16 protein-coding genes are annotated in these 17,147 nt (G+C 65.2%); 6 read left to right on the top strand and 10 right to left on the bottom strand.

Translation table 11 applies throughout. The annotated features are described in order from the left end of the window. Positions 1-43 precede the first annotated feature (43 nt). From ACE3QM_RS07040 to flgB, 5 genes are read right to left on the bottom strand one after another with little or no spacing between them, the layout of a single operon-like run. Complete coding sequence (locus tag ACE3QM_RS07040; protein WP_048410258.1) at positions 44-787, bottom strand: flagellar basal body rod protein FlgF; 744 nt, start codon at positions 785-787, stop codon at positions 44-46. A gap of 17 nt (positions 788-804) precedes the next feature. Beyond that, on the bottom strand, positions 805-2,049 hold the full coding sequence (flgE, locus tag ACE3QM_RS07035) for a flagellar hook protein FlgE (RefSeq protein ID WP_048410257.1): 1,245 nt from the start codon (positions 2,047-2,049) through the stop codon (positions 805-807). Positions 2,050-2,086: 37 nt separating this feature from the next. Next, entirely contained in the window at positions 2,087-2,794 is a 708-nt protein-coding gene (locus ACE3QM_RS07030) for a flagellar hook assembly protein FlgD (RefSeq protein WP_048410256.1), read from the bottom strand. Between the two features lie 17 nt (positions 2,795-2,811). Next, complete coding sequence (gene flgC / locus ACE3QM_RS07025; RefSeq protein WP_048410255.1) at positions 2,812-3,222, bottom strand: flagellar basal body rod protein FlgC; 411 nt, start codon at positions 3,220-3,222, stop codon at positions 2,812-2,814. Continuing rightward, the gene (gene flgB, locus ACE3QM_RS07020; RefSeq protein ID WP_048410254.1) at positions 3,222-3,638 is read right to left on the bottom strand and encodes a flagellar basal body rod protein FlgB; all 417 of its coding nucleotides are present in this window, start codon (positions 3,636-3,638) and stop codon (positions 3,222-3,224) included. The genes flgC and flgB overlap by 1 nt, the downstream gene beginning before the upstream one ends. 302 nt (positions 3,639-3,940) lie before the next feature. Here flgB and ACE3QM_RS07015 point away from each other — a divergent pair, with 302 nt between their 5' ends. Then, positions 3,941-4,738 (top strand): response regulator, encoded by a 798-nt coding sequence (locus ACE3QM_RS07015; protein WP_231461452.1) that lies wholly within the window; start codon positions 3,941-3,943, stop codon positions 4,736-4,738. Positions 4,739-4,752: 14 nt separating this feature from the next. On the opposite strand, the gene ACE3QM_RS07010 is transcribed toward ACE3QM_RS07015, so the two are convergent. Next, positions 4,753-5,580 carry a hypothetical protein gene (locus ACE3QM_RS07010; protein ID WP_231461451.1) on the bottom strand — a complete coding sequence of 276 codons (828 nt, stop codon included), beginning with the start codon at positions 5,578-5,580 and terminating at the stop codon, positions 4,753-4,755. Between the two features lie 75 nt (positions 5,581-5,655). Next, positions 5,656-7,227, bottom strand: a complete 1,572-nt coding sequence (locus ACE3QM_RS07005) for an EAL domain-containing protein (RefSeq protein WP_374421161.1) — start codon at positions 7,225-7,227, stop codon at positions 5,656-5,658. A 483-nt stretch (positions 7,228-7,710) separates the two neighbouring features. Between ACE3QM_RS07005 and ACE3QM_RS07000 the strand changes: the two genes are divergently transcribed. Further along, complete coding sequence (locus tag ACE3QM_RS07000) at positions 7,711-9,027, top strand: DEAD/DEAH box helicase (protein WP_231461449.1); 1,317 nt, start codon at positions 7,711-7,713, stop codon at positions 9,025-9,027. A 65-nt stretch (positions 9,028-9,092) separates the two neighbouring features. On the opposite strand, the gene ACE3QM_RS06995 is transcribed toward ACE3QM_RS07000, so the two are convergent. Continuing rightward, complete coding sequence (locus tag ACE3QM_RS06995; RefSeq protein WP_374421158.1) at positions 9,093-10,766, bottom strand: glycoside hydrolase family 9 protein; 1,674 nt, start codon at positions 10,764-10,766, stop codon at positions 9,093-9,095. 103 nt (positions 10,767-10,869) lie between these two features. Beyond that, a complete protein-coding gene (locus tag ACE3QM_RS06990) occupies positions 10,870-12,081 on the bottom strand; it encodes an ROK family protein (protein WP_374421156.1) in 1,212 nt (403 codons plus the stop codon). 230 nt (positions 12,082-12,311) lie between these two features. Here ACE3QM_RS06990 and ACE3QM_RS06985 point away from each other — a divergent pair, with 230 nt between their 5' ends. The 4 genes from ACE3QM_RS06985 to ACE3QM_RS06970 are packed head-to-tail and all read left to right on the top strand — an operon-like array spanning position 12,312 to position 16,200. Continuing rightward, positions 12,312-13,178 carry a BadF/BadG/BcrA/BcrD ATPase family protein gene (locus ACE3QM_RS06985; RefSeq protein WP_374421155.1) on the top strand — a complete coding sequence of 289 codons (867 nt, stop codon included), beginning with the start codon at positions 12,312-12,314 and terminating at the stop codon, positions 13,176-13,178. Positions 13,179-13,206: 28 nt separating this feature from the next. Beyond that, positions 13,207-14,451 carry an ABC transporter substrate-binding protein gene (locus ACE3QM_RS06980; protein ID WP_374421153.1) on the top strand — a complete coding sequence of 415 codons (1,245 nt, stop codon included), beginning with the start codon at positions 13,207-13,209 and terminating at the stop codon, positions 14,449-14,451. 13 nt (positions 14,452-14,464) lie between these two features. Beyond that, on the top strand, positions 14,465-15,331 hold the full coding sequence (locus tag ACE3QM_RS06975) for a carbohydrate ABC transporter permease (protein ID WP_374421151.1): 867 nt from the start codon (positions 14,465-14,467) through the stop codon (positions 15,329-15,331). 32 nt (positions 15,332-15,363) lie between these two features. Further along, entirely contained in the window at positions 15,364-16,200 is an 837-nt protein-coding gene (locus ACE3QM_RS06970; protein WP_374421150.1) for a carbohydrate ABC transporter permease, read from the top strand. On the opposite strand, the gene ACE3QM_RS06965 is transcribed toward ACE3QM_RS06970, so the two are convergent. After that, positions 16,193-17,050, bottom strand: coding sequence for an endonuclease (locus ACE3QM_RS06965; RefSeq protein ID WP_374421147.1), 858 nt, complete (start codon positions 17,048-17,050; stop codon positions 16,193-16,195). The two genes, ACE3QM_RS06970 and ACE3QM_RS06965, sit on opposite strands and share 8 nt — an antisense overlap. Positions 17,051-17,147: the final 97 nt, after the last annotated feature.

Here is a 17,147-nt window from a genome sequence, read left to right as displayed (position 1 = left end):
GAGCCGCCTTGCCTTAATCCAGGTGGCGGCTCGCATATTATTTTCAGCCGTTGGTGGACAGTAATTGCGCTGCCTGTTGGTCACCCTGCTGCGCGGTCTGCATCAGCCGGACATTGAGATCGTACTGGCGCGCATGGGAAATCATCTGCACCAGGCTCTCCACCGAGTTGACATTGCTCGCTTCCAGCGTTTCCGGCACTAGCTTGACATTGGCGTCCGCGGCAGCATTGCCGCCGCCGTTGATGCGAAACAACCCATCCTCGCCCTTGTACACTTCCTTGGGACCCGGATTGACCATCTTGATCTGGCCGACCAATTGCGGCGTGCGCACCGTGCCGGACTGTGGAGTCGCCACCACCGAGCCATCGGCGCCCAACTGGATGCGGGAACCAGTGGGCACCACGATGGGACCGCCATCGCCCATGATGGGCAGGCCGGAGCGGGTGCGCATCATGCCGGTGGCATCCAGCACATAACCGCCGTCGCGGGTGTAAGCTTCGCCGCCATCCGGCGCTTGCACCGCGAAAAAGCCCTTGGAGCCGATGGCGAAATCGCTGGTGTTGCCGGTGTGCATCAAGCTGCCCTGGCTGAGGTCGTGACCCACGGTGTTGTCCACCACATAGGTCCGCGTCGGCGCGCCCTCGCCCACCACCGGCAAGGCGCGGAAGGCCACCACATCGGCCTTGAAACCGTTGGTGTGCACATTGGCGAGGTTGTTGGCGGTGGTGGCTTGCTGCCACATCACGTGTTTGGCGCCGTTCATCGCCAGGTAAAGCATTCTATCCATCGCGCGCGCTCAGCTCATCAGATGTTCAGCAAGGTCTGCACCAGGGTGTCCTGGGTCTTGATGGTCTGCGCATTGGCCTGGTAGTAGCGCTGCGCGGTGATCATATTGACCAGTTCCGAGGTCAGGTCGACGTTGGAATCCTCCACCGCGCCGGACTGTATGGTGCCGGTATTGCCGGTGCCCGGCACGTTATAGGACGCCGAGCCGGAGTCGAAAGTCTGCGACCACAGATTATTACCCTTGGACTGCAGACCCTGCGGATTGATGAAGTTGGCCAAGGCGATCTGGCCTATGGTCTTGGTCTGGCCATTGGTGAAAGTGGCCTGGACAATGCCCGACGCCGAGATATTCACGCTCTTCAGGCTGCCCGGCGCGAAGCCGTCGATGATGGGCGGCGTGGTCACGCCGAAGTCCTGGCCGGTCTGGGTGGAGCCGTTGAACTTGAAAGCCACCGTCTGCGGCACCGCCGAACCGTTTACCGGCACCGGGGTGAAGTTAACGTTGAACGGTCCGGGCGTGGTCAGCACGCCAGAGGTGTCGAACACCATGGAGAAGGTATTGCTGTTGGGCGGCGTGTTATTGGCCGGATTGCCGTCCACATAGGCGGTCGCGGTCCAGGTCCGCCCGGCGGGGGTGGCCGCGCCGGCGATATAGTACATGGTCACCTGGTGCGGATTGCCCAGCGAGTCGTATACGGTATTGGTATTCGACCAGTTGTAAGTCGCCGAATTGGTCGGGTCCAGCGGCGTAACTGTGGGCGAGGCCTTGCGCGAATCCAGGTTGAGACCGAGCGTGGCCTGGGTGGTGGGCTTGGGCGACACCAGATTGGTATTGAGCTGCAGCTTGCCCACCGGTCCCTGGGTGACGTTGCCGGAGGCATCCGCCTGCCAGCCCTGCAGGAAGTTGCCGTTGTTCACCACATAGCCCTGGTTGTTGACCTGGAACTGGCCGTTGCGGGTATAGGCCAGGGTGCCGTCCGGCTGGGCCACGGTGAAGAAGCCGCCGTTATTGATCGCCAGGTCCAGGCTGCGGCCGGTGGGGGTGATATTGCCATTGCTCATGTTCTGCGTCACCGCCGCCACCTTGACGCCGATACCCGGCGTGGTGGTGGAGATGCCGTACAGGGAGCTGCCATACATATCGGCGAATTCGGTACGCGAACCCTTGAAGCCGACGGTGTTGGCGTTGGCCACGTTGTTGCCTATGGTGTCCAGCTGGGTGGAGGCGGCGTTCAAGCCGCTCAAGCCTTGTTGAAAGCCCATGATGTCAGTCCTTGAAGTCGAATGAGGTCGGCGGGGTTCAGGCGGTCATTTGCGCCACATCGCCCAGCTGAGCGCGCGTGCCATCCGGCAGCACCAGTTCCGGCACACCCTGGTCCCAGGCCACGGCGGTCACCTTCTTGGTGTTGTAAGCCACTGCCTTGGTGCCACCATTGGCGCTGGCCTGGGTCACATCGGCGCTGAAGGTGTATTTGCCGACCGGAACCGCCTCGCCAGCGTCGTTCTTGCCATCCCAGGTGAAGGTGTTGACACCGGCCACCGGCTTGGCCACATTCATCACGCGCACCAGATTGCCATTGGCGTCCTTGATGCTGATCTTCACCGTTTGCGCCGGCCCGTTCAGCAATACACCAGCCGTGCTGCCGCCGCCCGCCTCGTTCACTGGCAGATCGTTGCCGGCCACCAGGACTTTCTTGCCTATCATGCTGGACGCCATCAACGACTGCGATGCCGCTTGCGCGCCGACCAGGGCCTGCATCGACTGGTTCAGTTGCTGGATGCCACCCACCTGGCTGATTTGCGCCATCTGGCTGGTCATCTGGCTGTTATCCATCGGGTTCATCGGGTCCTGCGAGCGCAGCTGGGCGACGAATAGTTTCAGGAAAGTATTCTGGATATCCGTCGCGCTGCTGCCGACCACGCCCGAGTTGCTGCCGCCATTGACGCTGCTGTTCGGGTTCGCCTGGGTCTGGGTGTTCAGTACGTCATACGGGTTTGAGCTAGCCATCGCTTAGTCCTCTCCACTCACTGGCCCAGCTGCAGCACTTTCTGCTGCAGGGTCTTGGCCGTATTCATGATTTCGACATTGTTCTGATAGGCGCGGGAGGCGGCGATCAAGTCCGCCATCTCCTCCACCGGATTCACGTTAGGCAGCGTGACGTAGCCGCGCTGGTCGGCCAGCGGATTGCCCGGATCGTACTTGAGCCGCGGCGGGGTCTGGTCCTCGACCACCGCGGTCACGCGCACGCCGGCCACTTGCGGTTGCGCCGCCGTCACCGGAGTCGCAGTGAACACCGCGTGGCGGCCCTTGTAGGGCTCGCCGGTGGAACTGGTCGAACTTTCGGCGTTGGCGATATTGCTGGCCACCAGGCTCAGGCGCATGGACTGCGCCGACATCGCCGAACCGGCTATGGAAAACACATTGGACAAGGACATCAGCTATTGCCTCCCTGGCCCTGGATCGCCGAACTCAATCCGCTGATCCGCTTGCTCAAAAAAGTCAGCGTGGATTGGAAACGGACCGCGTTGTCGGCGAAGGCCGCGCGCTCCACGTCCATGTCCACGGTGTTGCCGTCGACGCTGGGCTGCACCGCCGCGCGGTATTGCAAGGCCGCACCATTGCCGTTGCCGCCGCTGGCGCCAGCCAGGTGATGGGCATCGGTGAGGTTCATTGCCAAACGACCCTGAGCGTCGGTCTGCGCCTGCAGCGCCTTGCCGAAATCGAAATCCACCGCCTTGTAGTTGGGGGTTTCGTCGTTGGCGATATTGCTGGCCAGCACCTCGGTGCGATAAGCCCGCAAATTCAGCGCCCGCTGCTGAAAGTCGAAATGTTTGGCAATCTTGTCTAGCATGCTAGCCTCCTTGGGACAGCACTAAAGCAGAAACCGTGCCAGGACGAAAACCACAGCCAAACCATTGATTTGTATCTACGCGAATCAAAACCCGCCGCATAGAAGCGCCCAGCGGCAAACCTGGCCGGCAAGATTTGCCGCCGCGGCGGACACAGGACAGATTTCACTTGCCGCACTACGTAATTCGTGCCAAACCATCATAAGAACCATTGAAGACGCGCCGAGAATCACCGACACTCGTGCAAGAAGCCGGCACAGGCGGCCGGCTTTATAAAAGAGAATGGACAGGCGGGGGAACAAGCATGCTGGAAGTACAACATTTGATCATCGCGCTGGCCGAGCCATCGCATGTACAGGCTCAGATCATCAGCAGGGCGCTGGGCGAAATGGGCATTACCCGGGTGGAAACCCATGCCGACGGCGAATCACTGCTGTCGCATGCGCGCCAGTCGCGCCCCGACCTGGTGATCAGCGCCTACTATCTGCCGGACATGACCGGACAGCAGCTGTTGCAGCAAATGCGCGAGAGCACTGACCTGAGCGGCATGCCCTTCATTCTGGTTTCCAGCGAAACCAATCCGGAGCGGCTGGAACCTATCCGCCAGGCCGGCAGCCTGGGCATCCTGCCCAAGCCGTTCACCAGCGCCCAGTTGGATGAGGCGCTGGCCAATGCGCTGGACTTCATCAACACCGAAAGCCTGGCGATGGAGGTGGACACCGATCTGGCCAATGTCAGCATTTTGATCGTCGACGACAGCCTGACCTCGCGCCGCCATGTGCGCGCCGTGCTGGAACGCCTTGGCTTCGAGCACTTCACCGAGGCGTCCAGCGGCGCCGAGGCGCTGCCCATGCTGGCCAACGACAGCTTCCAGCTGATCATCATCGACTACCACATGCCGGGCATGGACGGCTGCGAGCTGGCGCGCCACATCCGCCAGGACGGCGCACAGGGACGCACCCCCATCCTGATGATCACCAGCGAGACCGACCGCGACCGCCTGGCCGAGGTGGAAGCGGCGGGCGTGTCCGCCTGCTGTGACAAGCCCTTCTCCACCAATAAGCTCAGGGACACCATCCGCGAGCTGCTACAGGAATACTGAGCGCAGGCTCGCTCCTATTTGGGCGCCACCCACACCAGGCGCGAATTGGCCTTGGCCTCGCCAAAGGCTTGGCGGCGCCAATAACCCTGGGTCGCGTAAGCCTCAGCCGCGCCAAGCTCGGTGATGCGGCAATAGCTCACCTCGCTGAAACCGGCCTTCAACAGCTGGCTGCGGCCGCGCTGCCGGGTCTTGACGCAGCTCGGTGCTGCGGCCTGTTCCACCCATTGCTGCGGCGCGCCGGCCTGCCAGGCCAGCTCCAGTTCCAGCTTGGGCTGGGTCATCATCGCCAGCCCGTTCAACACCGAGGCCAGCAAGGGCTGCCAGCGCTCCGCCACCGCCGCGATCTGCGGCGCCAACTCGCCCGGGTAGCTGACCGCCAACGCCTCGACGCCATCCGAGCCTTGCAGCCACTGCGCGGCCTCCAGGGAAAAGTCCGCGCCCACCAGGGTCAGCAACAAGACCTTGCGCTCCGGCTGATGCACGACAAAGGCGCCGCCACCGGCCGGCACATGCAGGAAGAAGGCATCCGCGGGCAGGATCAAGGTATCCGGCAAATGGGAAGGCAGGCGGGTATGGGCCAGAGCCTGAGCCAAGGCGTCGTCCAGGTGGGAGATCACGCGGCCATGGCGCGCAAAGCAGCCCCAGGATTCCGCCAGCGCCAGCTCGGCGACTATGGTCTGCTGCCGCACTTCAAACACTTGGGCGGCGCGCTCCAGCTCACGCTTGATCACTTCCTTCATTTCCTTGCGAGCCGCGGACGGCTGCGCGGCCTGCGCATACAGTTGACCGATCCGCTTGGCCCAAGGACGGGAGGCCGCATAACGCTGCACGGCATACACCATTCCTACCCCTTTCCTGAAACAAAAAAGGGCGCATTGTAGCAAAGCGGGCCCCGACGCCCAAGCGAACGGCGGCGATCAGCCCTCGCCGCCAGTTTTGCCGGGAGGCCGGCCGCGGCTTTCGGCGATGCCGGAATACAGCCATTGCCGGAAATGATTCAAGGTCATCGGCTTGCCGAAATAAAAGCCTTGCAGATATTCAAACCCCTTGACGTTGAGATAGCTCTGCTGCCCCTGGGTCTCCACCCCCTTGACGATGACCTGCACCCCCATCTCATTGGATGACAGCAGCAGGCCGTCCAGGATATTGCCCTTCAGGCTGTCCTGCCCCAGCGCCGACACATAGCCTTTTTCCACTTTCAGATAATCAAAGCCCCAGCGGCTCAAATACGCCTTGTCGGCATAGCCGGCGCCAAAATCGTCCAGCGCCAGCCTCACTCCCATCTGCCGCAGCCCATTGATCACCTTCTGCGCGCCAGAGGCCTCCTGCAGCGGCGCGCGCTCGGAAATCTCCAGCACCAGCTGCGCCTGCTTGTCGCGCAGCAGATTGACCAGCGCGCGGCAATCGTCCAGCAATTCAGGCAAGGCCAGGTGCTCGGTGGAAATATTGATGCCCACCATAAAGCCCGGCGGCAACACGATCTGCTGCAGCTCCTCGGCCACGCGCCGCAGCAGATAACGCGTCAGCGCCACGATCAGGCCGGCGTCGATCGCGGTCTGGATGAACACCTCGGAACGCACATTGCCCTGCACCGGATGTCGCCAGCGCGCCAGCACTTCCACGCCGACGCACTCGCCATTGCTCGCGGTGACGATGGGCTGGTAATGCGCGAAGAATTCCTTCTGCCGAATCCCCTCGGCAATCTCCCAGCCGGTCGCCTTGCGGCCGCCGCCGCCTCGGCGCACGCCCCAAGCGATGCCGCAGCCTAGCGCCGCCGCCAGCAGCAAGGCCAGCCACTGCGTCCGCAAGGCCTGCCAGACCAGCGCCGACCACTGTGGCGCGGCCAGCACGCCGATGCGCTCGGGCGCCGACGGCAGCCAGCTCGCCTCGCCAACCGGCTCCGCGCCCAAGGGCCTCACCTCGCCGCTGGCGACCAATACCTCGCCGCCCACCTGCAAACTCATCTTCAAGCTTTCGCGCTCAGCCAGCGCCAGCTGCGCCACCAAGGGGCCCGCGTCCAGCTCCAGCATTCCTGCCGCATTCGCCAGCCGCAGGCCCGGCACCATCCGGCCATTGCCGGTCGGCAGCAGCCGCGCGCCGCTCTCGAACGGCTCGGCCACCACGCCCCGCCGCGATGCGCACACCACGCCGCCCGCGCCTCGCGCCGCCGCGAAGCGCACCAGCGAGGTGCGCTGCACCAGTTCCGCCAACTCCTGCGCCTGTGCGCCGCAATCCGTCCCTGGCGGCAAGGCATCCAGCCGCGCCAGCGCGGCGAAGGCCGGCGATAGCTGCCAGTTCAACTGTCCGGCGACGAATTCCGCCCTCTCCCCCGCCAGCCACTGTGCCCGCAAGCCCGTCGCAAGCAGGGCCAAGCCCAGCGTCAGCGACAGCAGCAAGCCGGCGCAGACGGCATACGCCGCGCCGGCGGAACTGGACAACAGCCAGGCGCGGCCGCGCCCGGCACTTGCAAATCGGTTCTTTCCACCCATTCATCAGCCCTCAACGGCGGCATTCCGCCCAAGCCCAGGTCCAAGCTCAAGTCTGTATTGAAGTGTAGTTAGAACCGCGCAAATCTCCACAAGCCGCCGCCGCGAAACTACTCAGCGACCACCGCCAGCACCGCCGTTGCATGGCGTTTTTTTACAAATCCGCCGCCGCAAGCGGCAAACAATCAAATACTTAGCCGGCATGTTTTTAAAAAACAGTTGTAAACCCGTCTGATTTACCGTATAGTCCGGCCTCTTGTGTTTCCACCGGGCATTCCAAACCACGCCTCGGCCCGTGTGAGATTGTTTCATCGTCCCTGACCATTTCCAGGCTTCGTCCACGCTTATAATGTCGCATCAGACTGGACCGCTGTTCGCCGCTTGTCAGGTTAGTGCCGATGATTTACGGCTTAAAGGCGCCGTATAACCGACCGCCACCAACCTGGCTACAAGTGACGCCGGCAGTATCCGGCTTGAAAGGACATCATGCATTTTTCCGATCTGGGCATCGCCCCGACCATCCTGCGCGCGCTGGAAGCCGCCGGCTACTCTTCCCCTACCGAAGTACAAGCCCAGGCAGTTCCCGCCGCCATCGCCGGCCGCGACCTGCTGGTCTCGGCCCAAACCGGTAGCGGCAAGACCGCAGCCTTCCTGCTGCCGGCGCTGACCAAGCTGTCCGAGCGCTCCACCGGCAAGGGCCAGGGCCCGCGCGTGCTGGTGCTGTGCCCCACCCGCGAACTGGCTCAGCAAGTGGAAAAGAACGCGCTGGAATACGGCAAGGACCTGCGCTGGATGAAAACCGTCTGCCTGGTGGGCGGCTCTTCCTTCGGCTACCAGACCCGCGCGCTGTCGCGCCCGGTAGACCTGATCGTCGCCACCCCCGGCCGTCTGATGGACCACATGCGCTCCGGCCGCATCGACTTCTCCCGCCTGGAAATGCTGGTGCTGGACGAAGCCGACCGCATGCTGGACATGGGCTTCATCGAAGATATCGAGACCATCGTCAAGGCGACTCCGGAAACCCGCCAGACCGTGCTGTTCTCCGCCACGCTGGACGGCACCGTCGGCCGCATGGCCGAGAAGATGACCCGCGATCCGCAGCGCATCGAGATCGCCCGCACCGAGACCTCGGGCGGCACCATCGAAGAACATCTGCTGTACGCGGACGACCTGAACCACAAGCATCGCTTGCTGGATCACATCCTGAAAGAGTCCGGCTTTGACCAGTGCGTGATTTTCTCCGCCACCAAGGCCTACTCCGAAGAACTAGCCGACAAGCTGTCCGACCAGGGCTACTCCGCCGCCTGCCTGCACGGCGACATGCCGCAAAGCTGGCGCAACCGCACGCTGAACGATCTGCGTCGCGGCCGCATCAAGATCCTGGTGGCCACCGACGTGGCGGCGCGCGGCATCGACGTGCCCACCATCACCCACGTGGTGAACTTCGACCTGCCGAAACAGGCTGAAGACTACGTGCACCGTATCGGCCGTACCGGCCGCGCCGGTCGCGACGGCACCGCCATCACCCTGGCGGAGTCCAAGGAATTCCACAAGGTGCGCCGCATCGAGCAATACCTGAAGCGCCAGATCACCGAAGGCGTGATCGAAGGCATGGAACCCACCCGTCGCCCGCCGAAAGGCCCGCGTCGCAATAGCAACGGCAAAGGCGGCTACGGCGATCGTCGTCCGGGCAGCGGCGGCCGCGGCAGCTACGGCAATCGTCGCGAAGGCGGTTACCAGGGCCAGCGTCGCGAGGGCGGCTACCAAGGCAACCGCGGTCCGCGCAGCACCCAGCAGCAATAAGCGCTTGCGGCCCCAAGGGGCCGTTCAGCTCAAACGCCATCGGCTCGCCGATGGCGTTTCGCATTTCACGCCGTCCCGCGGCGCAGCGACAGCGCCAGGAACAGCCAGGCGCCATGCGGCAGCCATTGCTCGGTCCAACGCCAGGATTGACTGATATCGGTCTGCTCCGGACTCAGGAAGGCGATGCCCTCGTCCGCGCCCGGCGCGGCGGTGATGCCATTGCACACCCCGCCGCAGGCATTGTAATAGCCCGGCTCATAGCGCGGGTTATTACGGCCCCAGCCCTGCAGCATGCAGACATCGAAGGGATTGCGCCCCAGAATCCAGTCCAGCGCGCCCTGGGCGTAAGCCGACAGCTCCCCGCCTTCCGGCCCCTCAAGCGCCGCCAGCCCGCCGGCCGCGGCCGCCAACGAAGCCAGCCGCGCATTCTCGCCCTGCCACCAATAGCCGCTGCCATTGCGCTGCGGCATGAAAAAACGCGCCGCGCCCGCCGCGCCGTCCACCGCCACCCACTGCCGCGGATAGGCGAAGGGATTGCCCGGCGCCGCCGTCAACGCCATCTCGGCCTGCAAGCCGCGCCGCACCGACTGGCGCGCGGCGCTCGCCAGCGGCGATGCCGGCAATACCGCGGCGAAGCGCAACAAGGCCAGATAAGGCAAGCCGGCCTCGACCGCGTGAAAATAACTCTGCCGCCGCTGCCGGTCCATCCAGAAACGGCCAGCCTCGTCCTGCTGCGCCAACATGCGCCGCGCGCGGCGGTCGGCGGCATCGGCGAACACCGGCTCGCCACTGGCCGAGTACAATTCGCAGGCGGCCAGCAAGGCGCAATAATCATCGATGAAATTCTCACAGCCATCGTCCAGATAGCGCGTATTGTGCTGCTGCAGATGAGCGAAGCCGCGCCGCGCCGCCGCCAGATAATCGCCGCGGCTGAACTCGCCGTCGCGCGGCAGTTCCGCCGCGCGCGCCAGCGCGGCGATCGCCAGGCCGCCACCCTGGCGGAAGCCGGCCTGGAAGGCCCCCGACCTGACGCCGCGCTGCGTGTCGAAGGCGCACAGCTCACGCTGCTCCGGCGCCTTGCTCCAGCCGTCGAACAGCGTCATGTAGAAAAAGCCGGACGAGTGCTGCATGCGCAGCAGAAAATCCGCACCATGCAAGGCCTCGTCCACCATGCGCTCGTCGAACCAGCGCGGCTGCGCCGGCAGGGCGGCGCGGCCGGCCATCAAGGCCCAAGCCAGCAGCGGCGTCTGCTGGGGATTCATGAAATTGGCGTAGGACAGATGGGACAGGTATTTGGAGCAATCGCCGGAGGCGTCGAACCAGCCGCCGCTGACATCGCGGCGCGCGCCGCCGCCCCACTCCGGCGCCGCGCGGTCGGCGCGGTCGTACAGGCCGGTACAACGCTGCGACTTGAAGTGATTCAGCAGATCGGACAGCATCTGAGCGCCCAGACAGTCCGACGCCACCGTGAATTCATGACTGAGCACCGGCGGCGCGCTGTCCGGCAGCCATAGCCGGTACTGGCCCGGCTGCGTCCAGGCGCTGAAATCGGCTTGCCAGTAATGCCACTCCGGCCAGCCTTCGGCCATGCCCAGCGCTTGCAAGGCGATCTCCTGCACCGGACGGGACTCGCGGTCCAGCAGGATCAGCGCCTGCGGCCGGTCGGCCGCCGACGCTTGCAGCAAGGCCAGCTTGGGTGCTTGCGGCTCGAAACCGACGTGATTCAACAGGATCTTCATGGCGCGGCTCCCGGTAAATAAATAAAGCGTTTTGCTTTAATGTCGGGCAATATTTACGCGCCGCGGCGGCCAGGTCAAGCCATTGACATAAAAAGACGCCACATCAAGCCTTGAGCAGCACTTCGTACTGCGGGTTGAATTCGTCGAAGATGGGCAACGCCGCCGCGCCCAGCGCCACGGTATCGCGACCGGCACCGCCCAGCAGCACCCGCGGGCCGCTGCTATGGCGTATCGATACCGGCAGCGGATGCAAGCGCTGTTCCAGCTGCTCCAGCAGATCCGCCGGCAAGAAACCGCCTATCACCACCGCCTCGATATCCAGCAGGCTTTCCAGAATGTTGATCGCCTGCCGCAGCGGCGCCGCCGCGGTGGCCAGCCAGCGCTCGATGCCGTAGCAGATTTCCGGCGTCGGCTGCCGCAGGCTGCGGGCCGCCAACTCGGCGTCGTCGGCCAGGCCCAGCGTTTCATACAGCGCGCGCAGCGACACATAGCGTTCCAGACAGCCGTGATTGCCGCAGTCGCAGGGCCTGCCGTCCGGCATCACGATCATATGGCCGATTTCGCCGGCATTATGCTTGACCCCGGCATACAGCCGCCCGTCCAGAAACAGGCCGGCGCCCAGCCCGGCGCCGATGAACAGGTAGACGAAATTGCGCAGCGCGGCGGCGCGGCCATACAGACGCTCGCCGATGGCGGCGGCGGTGGCGTCCTTCTCCAGCCGCACCGGCAAGCCCAGCCGGCGCTCCAGTTCCGCCGCCGCGTCCACCGCTTCCCAGCCGGGCAAGGTGGTCGGACCCACCGAGCTCATGCCCTCCACTCCGAACGGACCCGGCATCACCAGGCCCAGGCCAAGCACCCGCGTCCAGTCTATGCCGGAGTCGGCGCGCAGCCGCGCCACCACCTCTTCGATCAGCGGCAGCGCCTGCTGCGGACCCGGCCGCCGCACCGGCGCCTCCACCCGCGCGCGGCTTTGACCGGCCAGGTCCACCGCCACCGCGATCAGCGACTGGGTGTCCAGCTGTATGCCCAGCGAGTAGGCGCCGTCCGGGTTGATGCTCAGGGGAATCGCCGGCTGGCCGCGCGCGCCTTCCCGCATCGGCTCGCCGGCCAGCAACATGGCGCCGTCCAGCAACTCCGCCGCGATATTGGACACCGTTTGCGGCGTCAGCGCGGTCAGGCGCGCGATCTCGGCGCGAGTCAGCTGCCCGTTCAGGCGTATGGTTTCGATCACCGCGCGGCGGTTGTGGGCGCGGGCATGCTCCAGATTGGTTCCCGCCACCGTGCGCGGATCCTGGCCTGCCGAAGTGGATTTCATGCCGGCAGTATGGCGAGCCGGACCCGGCCGGACAAGAGCGCCGACCGGGCCTGTTGCGCCGGCGACGACTGCGCGGCGGCATTGTCACCACAATTAAATAAATCAACTTGACGAAATACCAATGTAATGATTGAATGCCAAAAAATTCTAATGGCATCGCCAAATTCTCGCGCAAGTCGATGATGTTGCACGATTTGTTCCGAGCATCGCATTTGACCAAGGACAGCACCGTGACTGAAGCTTTTGAGTACCGCTTGGGTGTCGATGGCGGCGGCAGCGGCACCCGCGTCTGCCTGAGCGACGCGCGCTCCCGCCCGCTGGCCCATGCCGAGGGCGGGCCTTCCGCCTTGTCGCGCGGCGTGCCGCAGGCCTGGGCCGCGGTGGGCGAAGTCATCGCCCGCGCCTTCGAACAAGCCGGGCTGCCGCCGGCGCCGCCGGCGCGATGCGCGATAGGCCTGGGCCTGTCCGGCGTACACAACAGCGTCTGGGCCGAGTCCTTCCGCGCCGCCGACCCAGGCTACGCCCGCCTGCGCCTGGCCACCGACGGCTACACCACCTTGCTGGGCGCCCACGGCGGCCGGCCCGGCGTGATCGTGGCGCTGGGCACCGGCAGCATAGGCGAGGCCCTGTATCCGGACGGCTGCCACCGCGAGGTCGGCGGCTGGGGCTATCCCAGCGGCGACGAGGCCAGCGGCGCCTGGCTGGGCCAGCGCGCCGCGCAATACGCGCAGATGGCGCTGGACGGCCGTCTCGACGCGACGCCGCTGACGCGGGCGGTGCTGGAACATGTCGGCGGCGACTGGCAGGCGATGATGGACTGGAACGGCCGCGCCACGCCGACCCTGTTCGCGCAACTGGCGCCGCTGGTGGTGGCCAATGGCCACCGCGATTCGCTGGCCGCGGAACTGCTGCGCCAGGCCGGCCGCGACGCCTGGGCCATCGCCAAGGCGCTGGATCCGGAACAGCAGTTGCCGGTGGCGCTGTGCGGCGGCCTGGGCCGGGCGCTGCGCGACTGGCTGCCGCCGGAATTCGCCGCCCGCCTCAGCCGGCCGCAAGGCGACGCCTGCGCCGGCGCGCTGCTCTTGTTGGCCGACTGATCACCCTCCTCACCGCAAAGGATTTTCCATGCGCCTCTCCCCGCTGCTGCTCGCCGGCTTGCTGGCCCTGGCCGGCCCCGCTCGCGCCGACAAAATCGTGGTCGAATACTGGACCGACTCGCTCAAACCGCAGTTCGACGCCTACTTCGCCGCCGCGAAAAAGCAGTATGAGGCGCAAAACCCCAATGTCGAGCTACGCTGGGTGGATGTGTTCAACGAGGGCTTCGAAACCAAGCTCAATGCCGCCATCGCCGCCGGCCGGCCTCCGGCGCTGATCAACCACGACGTGCCGCGGCTGTACAAATACGCGCAGAAAGGCGCGCTGTTGCCGCTGGACGCGACCTTGCCGGCCGACAAGGCCGGCTATCTGCCCAATGCGCTGAGCGATCTGAGCGTGGGCGGCAAACTCTACGCCTATCCCTGGTACAACAACGTCAATGTGCTGGTGCTCAACGGCGAGCTGTTCCGCAAGGCCGGCCTGGACCCGGCGCGCAAGCTGGACAGCCTGGAACAGCAGTTGGCCGCGGCCAAGGCCATCCGCGCCAAGACCGGCGTGCCCGGCCTGCTACCGCAGCTGGGCCAGATCGACGGCATCATGCTGGGCCGCGGCCTGCCCTTGCTGCAGAACGGCAAGGCGGTCTTCAACAGCCCGGCGCACGCGGCGCTGCTGCGCCAATACGCCGACGCCTACAAAGCTGGCGCGCTGGCCAAGGAAAACCTGTTCGCCGACGACAACTACCAGGCCAGCGTCAAGCTCTATAACAGCGGCCGGCTGGCGATGATGGAAACCGCGCCCACCGCGGTGCGCCGCACCCAGAGCGACGCCCGCGCCATTTTCGCGGTCAGCCGGGTGCAGCCGGCGCCGCTGGGTCCCACCGGCATGGTCCAGGGCGGCTACCAGTTTGGCTGGGCGGTGTCCAAGGGCCTGCCCGCGGCCACCCAGGCCGAGGCGATCAAGTTCGCGCGCTTCCTCACCAGCGACGCGCAACAGCTGGCGTTTTCCAAGGTGACCGGCGCCACCTTTCCCTCCACCCGCGCCGCGCTGCGCGATCCCTACTTCACCCAGGCCGGCGGCAGCCTGGTCGACGCCGCCCGCGTCCAGGGCGCCAAGGTGGCGCCGGACATCCGCACTTTCAGCCTGAGCGGCGTGCCGCGGCTGGCGGACTTGAAGAAAAAGCTGGTGGACAGCGCGGAAGCCGCGGTCACCGGCCGCAAGGACGCCCAGCTGGCGCTGGACGAGGCCGCAGCGTTCTGGAACCGGCAGTTGCGCTAAGCGCGTTTCCACGATGCGATCCAGCGCCCGCAACGCCTGGCTGTTCCTGACTCCGGCCCTGCTGCTGATGGCGGTGTTCACGTTCTGGCCGCTGCTGTTCGGCAGCTATCTGGCCTTCACTCGCTATGATCTGCTGTCGCCGCCGCAATGGGCCGGGCTGGAGAACTTCGATTATCTGTTGCAGGACGAGGTGTTCTGGCGCGCGCTGCGCAATTCCCTGCTCTATCTGCTGGTGGTGCCGGCCATCCAGCTGGCCGCCATCGCGCTGGCGCTGTTGGCCAACCGGTCGCTGCGCGGCATCAAGCTGTTCCGTGCCGCCATCTATCTGCCGGTGATCACCACCGTGGCCGTGGTCGGCATCATGTGGAACTGGATGTATGCCGATTACGGCGTGCTCAACAGCGCGCTGCGCTGGCTGGGCCTGCTGGCGGCGCAGCAGGAGATCGGCTTTCTCAGCGACGAGGACATCGCGCTGTTTTCAGTGATGTTCGTCACTTTCTGGCGCGGCATCGGCTATTACATGGTGCTCTACCTCGCCGGCCTGCAGGCGATCCCAGCGGAGATGCAGGAAGCGGCGCGGCTGGACGGCGCCAATGCCTGGCAGCGTTTCTGGCGCATTACCCTGCCGATGCTGAAGCCCACCATTCTGTTTTGCAGCCTGATCTCGACGCTGGACGCGCTCAAGGCCTTCGAGGAGGTGCTGGTGATGACGCGCGGCGGGCCGCTGAACTCGACCTACACCGTGCTCTACTACATGTTCCACCAGGGCTTCGATCAACTGGACTTTGGCCGCGGCGCCGCCGCCGGCCTACTCTTGACCGTGGTCTGCCTGCTGCTGGCCGGCCTCAATTTCCGCCTGCTGCGCCCAGACCACCGTTAGGCCCGCCCATGTCAGCCAAGACTTCCGCCGTCATGCCCCCCCTTCGTTCCAGCGCCGTCGCGCGATCGCTGCGGCGGCTGCCGGACTATCTGCTGTTGCTGACGCTGGCCGGCGCCGCCTGCTATCCCTTTGTGTGGACGCTGGCGATTGCGCTGGGCGACGGCGAGCAGGTATTCGATTTCCCGCCGCGGCTGCCGGACGCTTGGTCCCTCGCCCACTTCGCCGAAGTCTGGCAGCAGATCCCGATGGGGCGGTTTTTGTGGAACTCGGCGCTGATTTCCGGGCTGACCACCGCCGGCACGCTGCTGGTTTCCAGCTGCGCCGGCTTCGCGCTGGCGCAGCTGCACTTCCGCGGCCGGCAATGGGTGTTCTACGCCATCATCGCCACCTTGCTGCTGCCCAGCGAGACCAATGTGCTCAGCAACTACGTGACCCTGTCCTGGCTGGGCCTGGACGACAGCCGCGTCGGCGTGGCGCTGCCGGCGCTGGCCGGCGCCTTCGGCATCTTCCTGATGAAACACGCCTTCGAGGAGATTCCCGAGGAAATCGTCGCCGCCGCGCGCATGGACGGCGCCGACGACTGGCAGCTGTTCTGGCGCATCTGCCTGCCGCTGAGCCGGCCCTATCTGGCCACGCTGGCCATCTTCACCCTGGTGTGGTCTTGGAACAGCTATGTCTGGCCCAGCGTGGTGCTGAAAAGCCCGGAGCTGTATCCGCTGTCCGTCGGAGTGCAATACCTGAAAGGCGCGTTCGCCACTTCCACCCGCATGGTGGCCGCCGGCGCGGTGCTGACCATCGCGCCGGTGCTGCTGGTCTTCCTGTTCTGCCAGCGCTATTTCATGCGCGGCATGGACGGCGCGGTCAAATAGCGCCGCACAGCTCGGCCAGCCGCTGCGGCTGCGCCACCAGGAAATTGCCCTCGCCCTGCAACTGCACGATGCGCGCGTCGCGGCGGCGCTCCCAGGCATCCACCGGATACTGGCGCGCCCAGGCGCACATCAGTTGCTGGTCCTGCCGGCTCATGCGCAGTTGGTAGCGGGCATGCATGTACAAAGTGATGCGCGCCGCCGCGCCGCGCACTTCCTCGCGCGGCTGGAAGCGCTTGTTGCCGAAATCCGTCACCGATTGGCATTGGCCGTACATAGGCGTCGGCTTGCGGCTCCACGCGCCGTAAGCGAAGTTGGCGCGGTCGCCGTTGACCTCGCCCACCGCCGGCACCAGATTGTTCAGATCGCCTTCGGCCATGCGGAACACCGGGTCGCTGGACGCGCAGTTCTTGCGGCCGCCCTGCTGCCAGCATTGCCGCTGGTGGCCCAGGTTCCAGGCCGGCACCACGTGCTCCCACTCGATGCGGCTGGCGCGGGTTTCCGATTTGCGCGGCGCATAGCCGCAAGACTTCCAGTTCACCGCCTTGTCGCGGTAATCGCAGCCGCAGTAGAAATCCTGCTCCATGCCGGCGAACACGCGTGGCAGCACTTTCTTGGCATTGGAAAAATCGCGGTGCCCCACTTGCTTGCTGCCGCTGACCAAGGTTGCGGCCTGTACCCGGCCCGGCGCGGCGGCGTCGGCCGGCCGCGTCGCCTGCTCCAGCTGGCGCAGCGCGGCTTCACCGGCCTTGGCCAGCGCCTTCACTTCCGCGGATTGACTGATTTTGGACAGCTCGGCCGCGTCACAACCGGCCAGCAACAGAATGATAGGGATTAGGATCGAATAAGGCATGGCGGGCAGTGTAAGTACCCATCCAATTCACGACAAGGTGATGTAAAAAATATTACAAATGAGAAAATGTATTTAATCAAATAAAAACAACAACGTC

The organism is Chromobacterium sp., assembly GCF_041912965.1.
In the GTDB taxonomy this organism is placed as follows: domain Bacteria; phylum Pseudomonadota; class Gammaproteobacteria; order Burkholderiales; family Chromobacteriaceae; genus Chromobacterium; species Chromobacterium aquaticum.
The sequence above is the reverse complement of the archived record's forward strand: the minus strand, read 5'-3'. Positions and strand labels throughout refer to the sequence as shown.

Excerpts from the sequence above, each read along its gene's own strand:
- ACE3QM_RS07040 (WP_048410258.1), bottom strand. The coding sequence starts at position 787 with ATGGATAGAATGCTTTACCTGGCGATGAACGGCGCCAAACACGTGATG.
- flgE (WP_048410257.1), bottom strand. The coding sequence starts at position 2,049 with ATGGGCTTTCAACAAGGCTTGAGCGGCTTGAACGCCGCCTCCACCCAG.
- ACE3QM_RS07030 (WP_048410256.1), bottom strand. The coding sequence starts at position 2,794 with ATGGCTAGCTCAAACCCGTATGACGTACTGAACACCCAGACCCAGGCG.
- flgC (WP_048410255.1), bottom strand. The coding sequence starts at position 3,222 with ATGTCCTTGTCCAATGTGTTTTCCATAGCCGGTTCGGCGATGTCGGCG.
- flgB (WP_048410254.1), bottom strand. The coding sequence starts at position 3,638 with ATGCTAGACAAGATTGCCAAACATTTCGACTTTCAGCAGCGGGCGCTG.
- ACE3QM_RS07015 (WP_231461452.1), top strand. The coding sequence starts at position 3,941 with ATGCTGGAAGTACAACATTTGATCATCGCGCTGGCCGAGCCATCGCAT.
- ACE3QM_RS07010 (WP_231461451.1), bottom strand. The coding sequence starts at position 5,580 with ATGGTGTATGCCGTGCAGCGTTATGCGGCCTCCCGTCCTTGGGCCAAG.
- ACE3QM_RS07005 (WP_374421161.1), bottom strand. The coding sequence starts at position 7,227 with ATGGGTGGAAAGAACCGATTTGCAAGTGCCGGGCGCGGCCGCGCCTGG.
- ACE3QM_RS07000 (WP_231461449.1), top strand. The coding sequence starts at position 7,711 with ATGCATTTTTCCGATCTGGGCATCGCCCCGACCATCCTGCGCGCGCTG.
- ACE3QM_RS06995 (WP_374421158.1), bottom strand. The coding sequence starts at position 10,766 with ATGAAGATCCTGTTGAATCACGTCGGTTTCGAGCCGCAAGCACCCAAG.
- ACE3QM_RS06990 (WP_374421156.1), bottom strand. The coding sequence starts at position 12,081 with ATGAAATCCACTTCGGCAGGCCAGGATCCGCGCACGGTGGCGGGAACC.
- ACE3QM_RS06980 (WP_374421153.1), top strand. The coding sequence starts at position 13,207 with ATGCGCCTCTCCCCGCTGCTGCTCGCCGGCTTGCTGGCCCTGGCCGGC.
- ACE3QM_RS06975 (WP_374421151.1), top strand. The coding sequence starts at position 14,465 with ATGCGATCCAGCGCCCGCAACGCCTGGCTGTTCCTGACTCCGGCCCTG.
- ACE3QM_RS06970 (WP_374421150.1), top strand. The coding sequence starts at position 15,364 with ATGCCCCCCCTTCGTTCCAGCGCCGTCGCGCGATCGCTGCGGCGGCTG.
- ACE3QM_RS06965 (WP_374421147.1), bottom strand. The coding sequence starts at position 17,050 with ATGCCTTATTCGATCCTAATCCCTATCATTCTGTTGCTGGCCGGTTGT.